This is a genomic window from Crateriforma conspicua (genome assembly GCF_007752935.1).
Classification (GTDB): domain Bacteria; phylum Planctomycetota; class Planctomycetia; order Pirellulales; family Pirellulaceae; genus Crateriforma; species Crateriforma conspicua.
On record NZ_CP036319.1, the window covers coordinates 6,685,155 to 6,698,773 of the forward strand.

The window sequence follows — 13,619 nt, forward strand, 5'->3', positions numbered from 1 at the left end:
CACCTGCCCCCCCCAACCCACAAACTTCCCCCAACCGCATTCCCCCACAAACGTCGGGATCGGAATCTGCCAGGGTGAGTCTTGTCAGGTAAGCGGTGCGGGTTAGAGTGACCGCCGAATCGCCGGAGCCTACCGCCGCACAGCGGGGCGAGATGGGTGCCGGACGAACACTCGAATCAAAACCGCCACAGCCGATTGCCGTGACCTAGATTTGGTTCACCGCGAGCACTTCGCCGGTCGGCGAAGCGTTTGCAAGTGCAAAGGGGACACGTGTCACCCAAGGGGACGAAGTCCGCGCCGACCGCTCGACGGCCAGCCGCCGGACCACCCTTGCCTGCCCCCCTTCCAGCACCACACTCTCCTCTCAATCTTCTCATGAAAATCCTTGTCACCGGCGGCGCCGGATTCATCGGCAGCAATCTGGTCCGGTTGTTGGTCGGCCAGGGTCATCACGTCTTGAACGTGGACAAGCTGACCTACGCGGGCAACGCCAACAATCTGTCGGACCTGGACGGAAACACCGCTCACCGGCTGGCCGTCGCCGACATCACCGAAGCCGCCGCCATGGCGGGTCTAATGAACGATTTCCGGCCCGATGCCGTCATGCATTTGGCCGCCGAAAGTCATGTCGACCGCAGCATCGACGGCCCTGCCGCGTTCATCGACACGAACATCCAAGGCACGTTCAATCTGCTGCACTGCAGCCTGCAGTACTGGCGTGATTTGCCGGCCGACGCCCAGTCCGAGTTCCGTTTCCTGCACGTGTCGACCGACGAAGTCTACGGATCGCTGGGTGCCAGCGGTAAATTCACCGAAACCACCCCCTACGATCCCCATTCGCCCTATTCGGCCAGCAAAGCCGCGTCGGATCACTTGGCCCGTGCCTGGCATGACACCTATGGCCTGCCCGTCATCGTCACCAATTGCAGCAACAACTACGGGCCCTATCAGTTCCCCGAAAAACTGATCCCGGTGGTGATCCTCAAATGCCTGCGGGGCCAGCCGATTCCGGTGTACGGCAAAGGCGAAAACATCCGGGATTGGTTGTACGTGACCGACCACTGCGAAGCCCTGATGACGGTACTGCAGCGCGGGCGTGTCGGCCAGACGTACAACATCGGCGGCGACAACGAGATGCGAAACATCGACCTCGTCCGCCGAATCTGCGGCATCATGGACGAGCTCGCCCCGCGGGGCGAGAGCAACGAGTTGCCAGAGGCAAATGGCGAGTGGCGAGAAGCGAGACACGAGACTCGTACCGACATCGACATCGACTCCCCTCGCCCCGCTTCGGGGAGAGGGGCCGGGGGTGAGGGGCCCAAAACCCAAAACCCAAAACCTGACCTTCACTCCCAATCCTCGCCACTCGCCACTCGCCACTCGCAACTCATCTCTTTTGTCACCGACCGCCCGGGCCACGACGCCCGCTACGCGATCGACGCCGGCAAAATCCGAGACGAACTCGGCTGGCGTCCCCGCACCGACCACGACGTCCTGCTCCGCCAGACCGTCCAGTGGTACCTCGACAACGAAGACTGGTGGCAAAACATCCTGTCCGGTGAATACAAGCTGGAAAGGCTGGGGCAAAATTAGGTGGTGTTTGGTTTTGGGTTTTCGGTGTTGGGTAAGTGATCGACGGTATCGTTGTCGAGTTGGTGGTACTTGGTTGTGGTCACTCGAAGGCCATCGAATTCAATCGTCGCCTTTCGCTCCGCGAAAGCAGCGCAGCATCGGAAAATCACTCGACAACAAGGCATCCGCGGATGCTTGATGCCACGCCCGTGAAAAAACAGATACGACGCGGTGACACAGGGCTATCGTCAGCTTGAGGTTTGGAAACAAGGCAAACAAATCGCGGTACAGATTTACCGCATCACAAACGGCCCACCCTGGGACCGTGACTGGGGACTTCGTGATCAAGTCAGACGCGCTGCGGTCAGCATCCCATCAAACATTGCCGAAGGAGACGCTCGCGGAAGCAACCGTGATTCCGTTCGGTTCTTTCGCATTGCATTGGGTTCACTTGCGGAACTGGAGACCCAGTTGGAGATCTCGCAAGAGATTGGATACCTACCACCAGACCAACTTCGGCAATTGGCCGTCGACCTTCAACGACTCGGCGCCCGTTTGGGAGCCCTGATTCGCTCTCGCTCGGACACCTAAACCACCAGCCCCAATCACGACCCACCGCAATCTCGCGCATACAGTCCCTCCACTCCCAATGCCCAACACCGAAAACCCAAAACCTAAAACCCAACCCCCGGCGGCCCCGCCGCGCAAAGGCATCGTCCTGGCCGGGGGCAGCGGCACGCGGCTTCATCCGGTGACCCGGGCGATCAGCAAGCAGTTGTTGCCGGTGTATGACAAACCGATGGTGTATTACCCCATCAGTGTGCTGATGCTCTCGGGGATCCGAGACATCTTGATCATCTCCACGCCCGAAGACCTGCCGCATTACGAAAGCCTGCTGGGCGACGGCAGCCAATTCGGTGTCGAGTTCAGCTACGCCGTCCAACCCCGCCCCGAAGGTTTGGCTCAAGCATTCCTAATCGGCGAAGACTTCATCGACGGACACCCCGTGACCCTCGTCTTAGGCGACAACATCTTCTACGGCCAAGGCTTTTCACCCAAGCTGAAATCGGCCGCGGCGCAGGCCGACGGCGCCACCGTGTTCGGGTACGAAGTCCACGACCCACACCGATTTGGAATTGTGGAATTCGACAAGAACGGCAAAGCGATTTCATTGGAGGAAAAACCCACGAACCCTAAATCAAACTTCGCCGTGACCGGCCTGTACTTCTACGATGCCGACGTCGTCGAGATTGCCAAAAGCGTCAAACCATCGGCGCGTGGCGAATTGGAGATCACCTGTGTCAACCGCCGGTACTTGGAAGCTGGCAAGCTGAGTGTGGAAGTACTTGGCCGCGGCCATACATGGCTGGACACCGGGACGCACGAGAGTCTGCTGGAAGCGTCGATGTTCGTCAAAACGATCGAACATCATCAAGGATTCAAGGTCGCCTGCCTGGAAGAGATCGGACACACCCAAGGCTGGCTGTCCGGCGACGAACTCCGCCGACAAGCCGACCGCCTCGGCAAAACCGCCTACGGCGAATACCTTCACTCCCTCATCAAATAGTCGCCTTTTGCTCCGCAAAAGCAGCGTCACTCTCCCCATGCCCTCTCCCTTCATCCACCCACTGTCCGATTGCCAATCCACCAAGATTGGAAACCGTACCCGGGTCTGGCAATTCAGCGTCGTCCTTTCGGACGCAGTGATCGGCAACGATTGCAACATTTGCTCACACTGCTTCATTGAAAATGATGTCGTGGTCGGCAACCGCGTAACGGTCAAATGCGGGGTGCAACTTTGGGACGGAATTCGGGTCGAAGATGACGTCTTCATTGGCCCCAACGTGACGTTCACGAACGATCGCTTTCCTCGCAGTCAGCAGTACCCTGATCGCTTCGCACAAACGGTGATCAAGCGTGGCGCATCGATCGGTGCCAATGCCACGTTGCTACCCGGCATCACCGTGGGACAAGACGCGATGGTGGGGGCGGGTTCGGTCGTCACCGCCGACGTTCCCCCCGGGGCCGTCGTGGTGGGCAATCCGGCGAAAGCGATTCGTCATTGCCACAATGAAGAAGACTCGCGGAAGGAATGCGACCGATGACAATGTCGTTTCAGTTCGGTGAAGTCGTGGATCTCACCAAGATCACGGACCATCGCGGCAACCTGACTTTCGTTGAAGCTCTCACCCACGTGCCATTTAAGATCAAACGGGTCTACTATCTGTACGACGTCCCCGGCGGTGCCGATCGGGGCGGGCACGCTCACAAGGAACTGCAACAACTGATGATCGCAGTATCCGGCAGCTTCGATGTCACCTTGGACGACGGCAAACAAAAACAAACCGTTCACCTGAACCGTCCCTACCAGGGCTTGTTCGTCGGTCAGATGACGTGGCGTGAGATGAGCAATTTCTCATCGGGATCGGTGTGCCTCGTCCTCGCCTCCACCGAATACGACGAATCCGACTACTACCGCGACTACGACGAATTTCTAGCCGCCCTAAGCACCCGCTAGCCACTCGCCACTCGCCACTCGCCACTCGCCACTCGCCACTCGCCACTCAATTCGCCCCGTGCCCATACCATTCCTCGAACTGAAACCCGCCTACCTGGAACTCAAAGACGAGTTCGATGCGGCCTACCATCGCGTGATGGATTCCGGTTGGTACTTGCTGGGAGAGGAACTCTCTTCGCTGGAAGCAGAGTACGCCGCCTACTGCGAAACCGATCACTGCGTGGGCGTCGGCAGCGGCCTTGATGCGTTGATGCTGGCCTTGCGAGCGTATGACATTGGACCAGGGGACGAAGTCATCGTCCCCTCCCACACCTTTATTGCGACGTGGCTCGCTGTCAGTCAGTGCGGCGCGACCCCGGTTCCAGTGGAACCTCGCAGTGACACCGGCAACATCGACGTGGAGAAAATCCCGGCGGCGATCACCGCGAACACGAAAGCGATCATTCCGGTTCACCTGTATGGCCAGCCAGCCGACATGGACCCGATCATGGAACTGGCCACCCAGCACGATTTAATCGTGATCGAGGACGCCGCCCAAGCTCAGGGCGCACGTTACAAGGGCCGCCGCGTGGGATCACTCGGGCATGCCGCCGCCCACAGCTTTTACCCCGGCAAAAACTTAGGTGCCTTCGGTGATGGCGGTGCAGTGACCACCACAGACCCAAAACTCGCCGAGCGAATTCGTTCGCTGCGAAATTACGGGGCACGCGTCAAGTACCACTACGACGAACCTGGGTTCAATTCGCGACTGGACGAATTGCAAGCCGCGTTCTTGCGAGTGAAACTGCGGCACCTGGACGAATGGAACCAGCGTCGCCGCGACCTCGCCGGCCTGTACTTCACCGAACTCTCGCCACTCGCCACTCGCCACTCGCTTCTCCTGCCCACCGTCCCCGACTGGGCGGATCCCGTGTGGCACCTGTTTGTCATCCGCACGCCGCAACGTGACGCACTCCGCGAGCATCTCCAGCAGCACGGCATCGGCACCCAGATCCACTACCCCATTCCGCCCCACGCCAGCGAAGCCTACCGCGACCTCGGGTACTCACCTGACGACTTCCCGATCGCCAAGCAGCTTGCGGACGAAGTCCTCAGTCTGCCCATGGGCCCGCAACTCACGGCCGATCAAGTCCGGGATGTGGTCGAAACGATTCAGAACCACAGGGCATCGGCGCTGTGAGTGTTGCAGACCAACGGGCACCGGAGGAGCAAATCAGCAGCGAACACGCCATCTCGAACGTGGAAGAATCCAAGTCCGAACAGTCGTCCTATGGGCAAATCCTCAAATCCAGCTCGATTGTCGGCGGGGCCCAGGTCATCAACATGGGCATCGGCTTGGTGCGGACCAAACTGGTCGCCGTCCTGATCGGACCGGCGGGGATCGGTTTGGTGGGGGTCTACCTGTCGATCACCGCACTCGCCAACACCTTGGCGGGAATGGGGATTCAAACCAGTGGCGTGCGTGACGTTGCCAAGCATCACGGTGACGGCAACGCCGAAGCGGTCGCCGCAACGGTCATCACCCTGCGTCGAGTCTGCTGGTTAACCGGTATCGCGGGCGCGGCAATCCTGGCCGCCGCGGCACCCTGGATCAGCCAAACCAGCTTCGGATCCAATGAATACACGCTGCCGGTCGCCCTGCTAGGGATCACCGTGTTTCTGAGCAATCTGGCCGGCGGTCAATCGGCCATTCTGCAGGGCACCCGCCGGATCGGTGATTTGGCCCGGGTGCAGGTGCTAGGTGCGATCCTGGGCACACTCGTGTCAGTCGGCTTGTACGCATGGCTCGGCATGGCCGGGATTGTGCCCGCGCTGATTGCCCTCTCCGCCATCTCACTGCTCGTTTCCACGCACTACTCTCGCAAGATCCCCTTGGCCCCCGCGTCGGTGACTTGGCGGCAGTCCCTGGTGGATGCGGGTGGATTGCTCAAGTTTGGGGCCAGCATGGTCGTCGCCGGATTGGTGGGCGCGGGCGCGACTTATGCCATCCGGGCGATCCTCTCCAATCAACTGGACCTGCAGGCGGTCGGAATCTACACGGCCGCTTTCACTCTGTCGGGGATGTTCGTGAAGTTCGTCCTGCAGGCCATGGGGGCCGATTTCTACCCACGGCTGACTGCTGTGTCCGACGACCACGCCGCGATGCGGCGATTGATCAACGAGCAGACCAAGGTCGGGCTGCTACTGGCTTTTCCGGGACTGCTGGCAACACTAGCACTCGCCCCTTGGGTGATCGCCTTGTTTTACACCTCTGAATTCGCCCCCGCCGCCGAGATGTTGAAATGGTTTGTGATTGGATGCATGGGCCGAGTGTTGTCTTGGCCGCTCGGGTTTGCGTTGCTGGCCAAAGGGCAAGGGAAGCTGTTCGCGACCACTGAAACCGTTTTTCAAGCCTTTCATGTCCTCATGGTAGTCGGGCTCATCCACGGGGTCGGGCTGCTCGGCGCCGCCATCGCGTTCGCCGCGCTCTACTTTGCCCACACTGCTGGCATGCTTGCAATAACCCGCCAGACCATCGGCTTCCTCTGGTCTCGCAGCGTACTAACCCAACTCGCCTGGATGGTTCCGGTCGCCGCAACGGTGTTTTCGTGCGATCTGATACTGCCACCAGTGGCGAGTACGGCAGCGGGAGCCCTCACAACGGTCGCAGCCACCATTCTCTGTCTACGACATCTGGTGACCTGCATCGGACACCATCACCGCATCACCCAAGCACTGACCCGTCTCCCCGGCGGGAAGTGGCTTGCCAAAGGAATTGCCCAAGCATGAGCGATCAAGATCAGTCCCCAGCAGACAATCCACTGATCACGTTTGCCCTGATTTCCTACAACCAAGAGGCTTTCATTCGGCAAGCCATTGAAGGCGCATTCGCTCAGACATACTCACCGCTGGAGATCCTACTATCAGATGACAGGTCCACCGACAGCACCTACGACATCATGCAAGAAATGGCGCAGTCGTACACGGGACCGCACACGATCAGACTAAATCAAAACAATGTGAACTTGGGTATCGGTGGTCATGTCGCAAGAATCTCGGCACTCGCAAAAGGCGAATGGATCATCATGGCAGCCGGAGACGATGTATCACTCCCCGAACGAGCTCAAGCAGTCGCAGACACATACCAGCGAGCCCCCGATACACGCGCCGTTTTCTCTGACTATGCGGTCATTTCTGAAACATCCGACATTCTCCGTCCACACGTGGTGCACTGGCCACAAAAACGCAAAGCCGATCTCGTCGACCTCTGCGTTCGATGCGGAGGATTTGGAACGGGTTCATCATTCGCGTACCATAAGGATGTATTCATGTGGCCCTGGACTTACCCAGCTCACCTAAAAAACGAAGATCGAGTCCTGCCACTACGCGCTGCATTACTAGGCAAAATAGAACATGTCCCTAAGGTGCATGTCAGATACCGACATGTCGAAACGAGTGCAAGTCGATCAGAACACTGGTTTTTACTAAGCCCAGAAAACAATTCCGTCCACATCCGCAATCATCAAAAAACCATCATTGCGGCGGCACGTGAGAAGAAAATCCCGCAACGAGCGATACGACCATTAGAGGCTGTGCGTCATTTAAATCGAATCACTTTCGTTAAACTACATGAGCAGAGAAACTCAAGGCGAACTTACAGAGCGAGCCTAAAAGTCAAACTTCTGGGAGCGAGACTTAAATCAAAATCACTTCAAGTTTACTGCAGAAATCTTCTGTGCCGTATCTAACGTTCCTCAACCAAAGCGATTCCCATCCGCAATCTGCGATGCAACGCAATACTATTCACCAGGAACTAAGTGCCAATCCGAGAACCTGCTGATCTTAAACCTAAACTGAACCCTGCTGGATTATGAAAGCACCCTCACTTTTAGTCACCAAGCAGGGCTCACCATAGATGGTTAGAGTAGTTTTGATCAGTAAAGAATGTCACATGCGCTGCGGGAGCGACTCGAACCGTTGCTCACTGGCCACGAACGGAACCCCAAAGGTGGGCGGCCGAGAGAATGCTTGCGATCCGTTGCAGATACGATTCACTATCGAATTCGAAAGGAGTCAATGAACAGCAGTGCAAACGTCATCGGCACCTTGCGGCACGGCTTATGACGACTTTCAGGAATGGGCTGCCAGCAGTGTTTTCGACGACTTGTGGCAGGAAGACCTCGGCCAAAACGAAGATCGCGAGGGGCTGGACTGAACATGACGAAGTACTGACGGCGCGATGACCAAGACGCCGCTGGGTGGTGAAGCGGCCGGGAATAAGCCGACCGATCTGAAAAATGGGGGACCGAGCGTTTTTTGATGACTGACACGGTTGGCATTCCCGTCGGACTCGTTGTTGGCAGTGCGAACGTTCACGACATTCGGCTCCTGCAAGAAACAATTGAGAACTGCAAGGCACGCGATCCGCGGCTGAGCGGTCAACATGGAGAACATTTCTTCTTGGGCAAAGGCTGTGACTCAGCAGCGATTCGCGAACTGGTTAAACCGTCTTCGGCTACACCGCCCACATCCGTTCTCGAGCGAAGAGCAACGAAAACTCAAGAAGTCGCGTGGTGAGAGGCCACGACGTTGGATGGTCGAGCGAACTCACGGTTGGGTCAATCGATCCCGTACCACGCTGAAAAGCTGGGAGGGAAAGATCGACAATCTCATCGCTGCATTGCGCCTCGCCTGCGTCTACTGCACGCTCAACTGAGCAGTTGTTTTCGGACAGGCCCAGAGAATGACAGCCATACGTTCCGAGCACAATCAATAGAACTACCAAGCAACTCTCCAAACCAGAACCAACAATCTTGCTCACAAGCTTCATTATCCCCTGCTTTAATGCTCAGAGAACTCTCAAGAGGGCAATCCAGAGCGCCCTTACAGATCGCAACAATGACATAGAGGTCATTGTCATTGATGATGCGTCAACGAACAGGTTGCACTTCTCCACTCTTCAGGCAAACGACACGCGAGTCCGCATTCATTACCAAACTCGCAATGCGGGCCCAAGCGTCTGCCGAAACATTGGGATTGAGGCTGCGAAAGGAGAATGGATTGTTATTCTTGATGCTGATGACTGGATTGCCCCAAGCCGGCTCGAGAAGCTACTTACAGTTGCAGAACACGCGAATTTGGACGTGATCGCCGACAATCAGTGGGTGGTCAATCAACACGGACAAAAGATCCGAAAGCGGTTTGAGAACGTTTCGAGATTCGGCGTCGCGTCCGATGATGGGTGCATCCACCTGGGGCTGGAAAGGATCCTTCAAAACCCGGGCGTTGGCATCTTGCAACCAATCATTCGCCGTAAGGCACTACTGGAAAATGGGATCCGATACCGCCCAGAATTTAAATACGGTGAAGATTATCGGTTCATCTATGACTTGGTCCGATCGGGAGCCAAACTTGGATTCGTAGATGAGCCGCTGTACTACGCAGAGCTCGTCGAGGGAAGCCTGACCAGCAAGCGAGTGCCGATGTACAGCGGCATGATTGATGTCCTGAATAGCATCAAAGAGGACCTCTCTCGAGAAGGCGAGCGGAACCTCCATCAGCATGTCGATCAAGCGATAAAAAACTGTAAACGTACGTTGGCCTACGGGGCTGTCGTCGATCCTTTGAAACGCAAGCAATACCTGCAAGCATTCAAGGCGATGCTGGAGTACCCGCAGTTCTGGACTCAATTACCCGGGCGCCTCGCGTCCCTGATCCATCGGCGTTGAGATACCTGGCGTTTCTCGGCCGACCCGAAATGGCGTGCAACGTGCTTGACTCTGTGGGAGAAGAAGGAAAGCAGAATCCCGTGACCGCGCCGACAGCAAACGTCCAGTCTCCCACATCACGATTCATGTACGCTTCCGACCTGGACTCGTCTGCAGCTAAAGAATGAGTGGCAAACTACTTCGCAGGATCGCCTCTCGCGGGTCGCTGTGGACACTTCCCTTGGATCTGGGGGCAGCTGCGGGCCGCTTCGTACGGCGCAAAACCTCGGTGGTGCTTTGGGGGTTGCGAGGCCTGAGAACCGGTGACCGGTGCCACCTTGGCCCCGGTGTCCGGTGCGCGGATCCGAAGTCGGTGAGCCTCGGCGACCGTGTCACCTTGGGCGCCGGTGTGCGACTGGCGACCGAGACGTATCGGGGGCGGCTTTCGGTCGGTGACCGAGTGGAAATCGGGCGCTACACCATCCTGGATTTTTCCGGCGACCTGACGATCGAAGACGACGCCTTGGTCTCCGAAGGGGCCATCGTCTACACCCACGACCACGGCTATGACCCGCGATCCCAGCCTGCGGCAAGCTCGCTGGTCCTGAAACGCAACTGCTGGATTGGCTCACGTGCCATCATCCTGCCCTCGGTGAACAGCATCGGCGAAAACGCCATCGTCGGTAGCGGCGCCGTCGTGACCAAAGACGTTCCTGACGGGCACGTCTATGTCGCCGGCCCGGGACGACTGTTGAAACGCAAGGACTTGGAATAAACCCGCAGATGCACATCGCCTACGTCGACCGTTCGGGCGCCCACGCCATCTGGCGATTGATGGACTCGGTGGCCAAGCGCCAAATCGCCGACGGCCATCAAGTCACCTATGTCCAAATGGACGACGGGCGTCAACGCGATGCCTTGCCGCCACCGTGCGGGGTGAATCACATGACGCTTGCAGCCCCAAAGCCAGCGTTTCCGCTCGACCCTCGTCCCACCCGATCTTTCCGGAAGCAATTTGCACGGTGGTGTGACCAGCAACGCCCCGACCTCATACACACCAATTTTTGCATTCCGGGCAATACCGCTCGCTCGGTGGCCAAACAATCGTTTCAAATTCCCGTCATCACCACCTGCCACGAAATGTACGGGTCGATGAACCCGCTGTTGCGATGGGGAGTTTGGCGGACCGAGAAGTATGCCGATGCGATCGTTTACATTTCGCATGGGGTCGCGAAGTCTTACCGTCCACATTTCGATCCCGACGAAAACGGTGTCGACCGCAACGATCCCCGGCATCGTGTGATCTACAACGGCATCGATGTGGCCCATATTCGACAAGTGGTGCGGGAAGCTAAGGCCAAGCCCAGCCCAATCGCCAACTCGGCCGGCCCTACCCTGATTTCCGTCGGCCGACTGGTCCCCGAGAAAGGACACGGCACCGTGGTTGCCGCGTTGCCGCAATTGATCAGGCAATATCCGGATCTGCGGTACGTCATCTTGGGCGAAGGTCCAAATCGCCAAACGCTGCTAGACCAAGCGAAAAAGTTGAGCGTGGCGGAGCACCTGCACCTGCCCGGCTGGGTCGACCATGACGAGGCGATCCGCCGGATGGTGGCCGCCGATGTGATCGTGATGCCATCTCATTCCATCCAAGAAGGTTTCGGACTGGCATTAGCCGAAGCGATGTTGTGCGTAACGCCCATCGTCGCCAGTCGGATTCCCGTCTTCGAAGAGGTCGCCGGCGGTCCGTCGGACGTGCTGCGTTTCTTCGGCCAGGGCGATTCCGGCTCACTGGCGGAAACTCTGTTGCCTCTGCTGTCCAATATCTGGAAAACCGATGACTTCCGGCCACTCCAGCAGCGTGTGTCGGACAAGTTCGATGTGGGGAAAATGTCGCGGGCGTATGCCGAGTTGTACGCAGAAGTTTTGGATCGCTAGCGACCGCCAGCGCGAACACCATTTCTTAGCCTGCCCTCTCGTTTCACCTCATCACCTATCGCGGCATCAAACGGTGCCCATCACAAGCGGAACCCGTTTGGACACACCCCATGAATGAAGCTGCGGCAGAAAACCTTCGTGACATCTCCACACGCCTGGGCCACAAAGAATCCGCGCTGCGCGATTGCTTATACGACTCACTGGTACGGGCTGCGACCGATACGCAGTCTGGCACGACCGCGAGCCCCACTGTCTTGCTGGACATCGGGTGCGGTCGCGGCGAATTGATGCGTCTGTTGGCCGATCGTGAATTTGAATGCCACGGCGTTGATTTGGAACCAGCGTGTGTGGACATGGCGGCGACATTCGGCGAGACGAAACTCGGCGGCTTCGCCGATCTCGGCCGATTGGGCTATGGCCCCGATGGCGTCCATCCCAACGTCGTGGTTTCCTCCCACGTCTTGGAACACGTCGACGATCCGTTGGGATGCCTGCGATCGGCCGCTGAATTGCGGGCCGATCGATACGTGTTCTCGGTCCCCAACGTGCTGCGCAGCATTCGGATCGTTCGCGCCTTGCTCGGCAGCCCTCGTGCGGATCACCCCACCCATGTTTTCGGGTGGACGCGTCCGGAGTTTGAAACACTACTGCAACGCGCCGGCTTTGAAGTCGTCGGCTGGTATCCGGACCGCGTGACGATCAATCCTCTGTCCGGTCGCATCGGAACACAGATCACACGATTGATCTCACCGCTGGAAACTCGGCTGCTGCCAAAGCTGTTCCCCATGCTGACGTCGTCGCTGACGGTGGCCTGCCGGTTACAGGGCGCGGGGAGTGCAGAATATTGACCACAGAGGACGCGGAGAAACGCAGAGGTTTGCCAGCATGGATTCCGTTCCGCCTGCCGACGACTGTCCACCAATCCCCTTCTCTGCGGTCCTCTGTGCTCTCCGTGGTAAAATTCCCAGGCCCAGTTTTCACGGATGCAAATTAACGAGATCACCGGACAAATTGTCGACGCGGCGATGAAGGTCCACACGGCGCTCGGGCCGGGACTGTTGGAATCTGCCTACGAGGCCTGCCTGGCTCATGAACTGCGGAAACGCGGACTGTCTGTTCGCACTCAAGTCGCGTGCCCGGTCCACTACGACGGTCAAAACATCGACGCTGGTTTTCGAATGGATCTGTTGGTGGAGGACCGAGTCGTGGTGGAATTGAAGGCGGTCGACAAAATGCATCCGATCTTCGAGGCCCAGCTGATCACCTATCTGAAACTAAGCAATCGATCCGTCGGATTGCTGATCAATTTCAACGTCCAGCGTTTGAAAGATGGATTAAAACGACTTGTCAGCGGTGTGCAGGAGGGTGAGGAGGATTAACCACAGAGGACGCGGAGGTACACAGAGTTCCAGGACGGTTGTTTGAGTGTTCCAAACCGACGACCACGACCACTCCAATACCAACGATTCCCCAACCGATCCCCACCTCTGCGGTCCTCTGTGCTCTCTGCGGTCAATCTCCCAGCGCGACGGGATAACCACAGAGCACACGGAGAAACACAGAGATCAAGGACAGTTGTCTGAGTGTTCCAAACCGACGGCAACGACCATCTCAATCCCAACCGATTCCCACCTCTGCGGCCCTCTGTGCTCTCTGCGGTCAATTTCCCAATGCGACGGATTAACCACAGAGGACACGGAGGTACACAGAGTTACAGGACGGTTGTTTGAGTGTTCCAAACCGACGAACACGGCCACTCCAATACCAATCATCCCCCAACCGATCCCCACCTCTGTGGTCCTCTGTGCTCTCTACGGTTAATTCCCCAGCGCGACGGGATAACCACAGAGGACACGGAGGTACACAGAGTTACAGGACGGTTATTTGAGTGTTCCAAACCGACG

The 13,619-nt window shown here is 57.8% G+C and carries 13 protein-coding genes and 1 pseudogene; all 14 read left to right on the forward strand.

Annotation, left to right across the window (positions count from 1 at the left end; translation table 11 throughout):
• Window positions 1–375: 375 nt before the first annotated feature.
• The 14 genes and pseudogenes from rfbB (at window position 376) to Mal65_RS24505 (ending at window position 13,094) form a co-directional block, all read left to right on the forward strand.
• Window positions 376–1,593 (forward strand): dTDP-glucose 4,6-dehydratase, encoded by a 1,218-nt coding sequence (gene rfbB / locus Mal65_RS24440; protein ID WP_145305175.1) that lies wholly within the window; start codon window positions 376–378, stop codon window positions 1,591–1,593.
• Between the two features lie 210 nt (window positions 1,594–1,803).
• Window positions 1,804–2,163 carry a four helix bundle protein gene (locus Mal65_RS24445; protein WP_145303866.1) on the forward strand — a complete coding sequence of 120 codons (360 nt, stop codon included), beginning with the start codon at window positions 1,804–1,806 and terminating at the stop codon, window positions 2,161–2,163.
• A 58-nt stretch (window positions 2,164–2,221) separates the two neighbouring features.
• Window positions 2,222–3,139: a glucose-1-phosphate thymidylyltransferase RfbA gene (rfbA, locus tag Mal65_RS24450; RefSeq protein WP_145303869.1), complete on the forward strand. Its 918-nt coding sequence runs from the start codon at window positions 2,222–2,224 to the stop codon at window positions 3,137–3,139.
• Between the two features lie 37 nt (window positions 3,140–3,176).
• Complete coding sequence (locus Mal65_RS27355; protein WP_145303871.1) at window positions 3,177–3,677, forward strand: acyltransferase; 501 nt, start codon at window positions 3,177–3,179, stop codon at window positions 3,675–3,677.
• Between the two features lie 2 nt (window positions 3,678–3,679).
• Window positions 3,680–4,090 (forward strand): sugar 3,4-ketoisomerase, encoded by a 411-nt coding sequence (locus Mal65_RS24460; RefSeq protein ID WP_145305176.1) that lies wholly within the window; start codon window positions 3,680–3,682, stop codon window positions 4,088–4,090.
• A 58-nt stretch (window positions 4,091–4,148) separates the two neighbouring features.
• The gene (locus Mal65_RS24465; RefSeq protein WP_165701506.1) at window positions 4,149–5,270 is read left to right on the forward strand and encodes a DegT/DnrJ/EryC1/StrS family aminotransferase; all 1,122 of its coding nucleotides are present in this window, start codon (window positions 4,149–4,151) and stop codon (window positions 5,268–5,270) included.
• Complete coding sequence (locus tag Mal65_RS24470; RefSeq protein ID WP_145303878.1) at window positions 5,267–6,859, forward strand: O-antigen translocase; 1,593 nt, start codon at window positions 5,267–5,269, stop codon at window positions 6,857–6,859. The genes Mal65_RS24465 and Mal65_RS24470 overlap by 4 nt, the downstream gene beginning before the upstream one ends.
• The gene (locus tag Mal65_RS24475; protein ID WP_145303881.1) at window positions 6,856–7,818 is read left to right on the forward strand and encodes a glycosyltransferase; all 963 of its coding nucleotides are present in this window, start codon (window positions 6,856–6,858) and stop codon (window positions 7,816–7,818) included. The genes Mal65_RS24470 and Mal65_RS24475 overlap by 4 nt, the downstream gene beginning before the upstream one ends.
• Window positions 7,819–8,014: 196 nt before the next feature.
• Window positions 8,015–8,786: pseudogene (locus Mal65_RS27270) on the forward strand (IS5 family transposase).
• A gap of 97 nt (window positions 8,787–8,883) precedes the next feature.
• A complete protein-coding gene (locus tag Mal65_RS24485; protein ID WP_165701507.1) occupies window positions 8,884–9,798 on the forward strand; it encodes a glycosyltransferase family 2 protein in 915 nt (304 codons plus the stop codon).
• 163 nt (window positions 9,799–9,961) lie between these two features.
• Window positions 9,962–10,552 (forward strand): acyltransferase, encoded by a 591-nt coding sequence (locus Mal65_RS24490; RefSeq protein WP_145303889.1) that lies wholly within the window; start codon window positions 9,962–9,964, stop codon window positions 10,550–10,552.
• Window positions 10,553–10,560: 8 nt separating this feature from the next.
• Entirely contained in the window at window positions 10,561–11,715 is a 1,155-nt protein-coding gene (locus Mal65_RS24495) for a glycosyltransferase (RefSeq protein ID WP_145303893.1), read from the forward strand.
• Between the two features lie 110 nt (window positions 11,716–11,825).
• Complete coding sequence (locus tag Mal65_RS24500) at window positions 11,826–12,563, forward strand: class I SAM-dependent methyltransferase (RefSeq protein ID WP_145303896.1); 738 nt, start codon at window positions 11,826–11,828, stop codon at window positions 12,561–12,563.
• 135 nt (window positions 12,564–12,698) lie between these two features.
• Window positions 12,699–13,094 (forward strand): GxxExxY protein, encoded by a 396-nt coding sequence (locus Mal65_RS24505; RefSeq protein ID WP_145303899.1) that lies wholly within the window; start codon window positions 12,699–12,701, stop codon window positions 13,092–13,094.
• The last annotated feature ends 525 nt before the right edge of the window (window positions 13,095–13,619 follow it).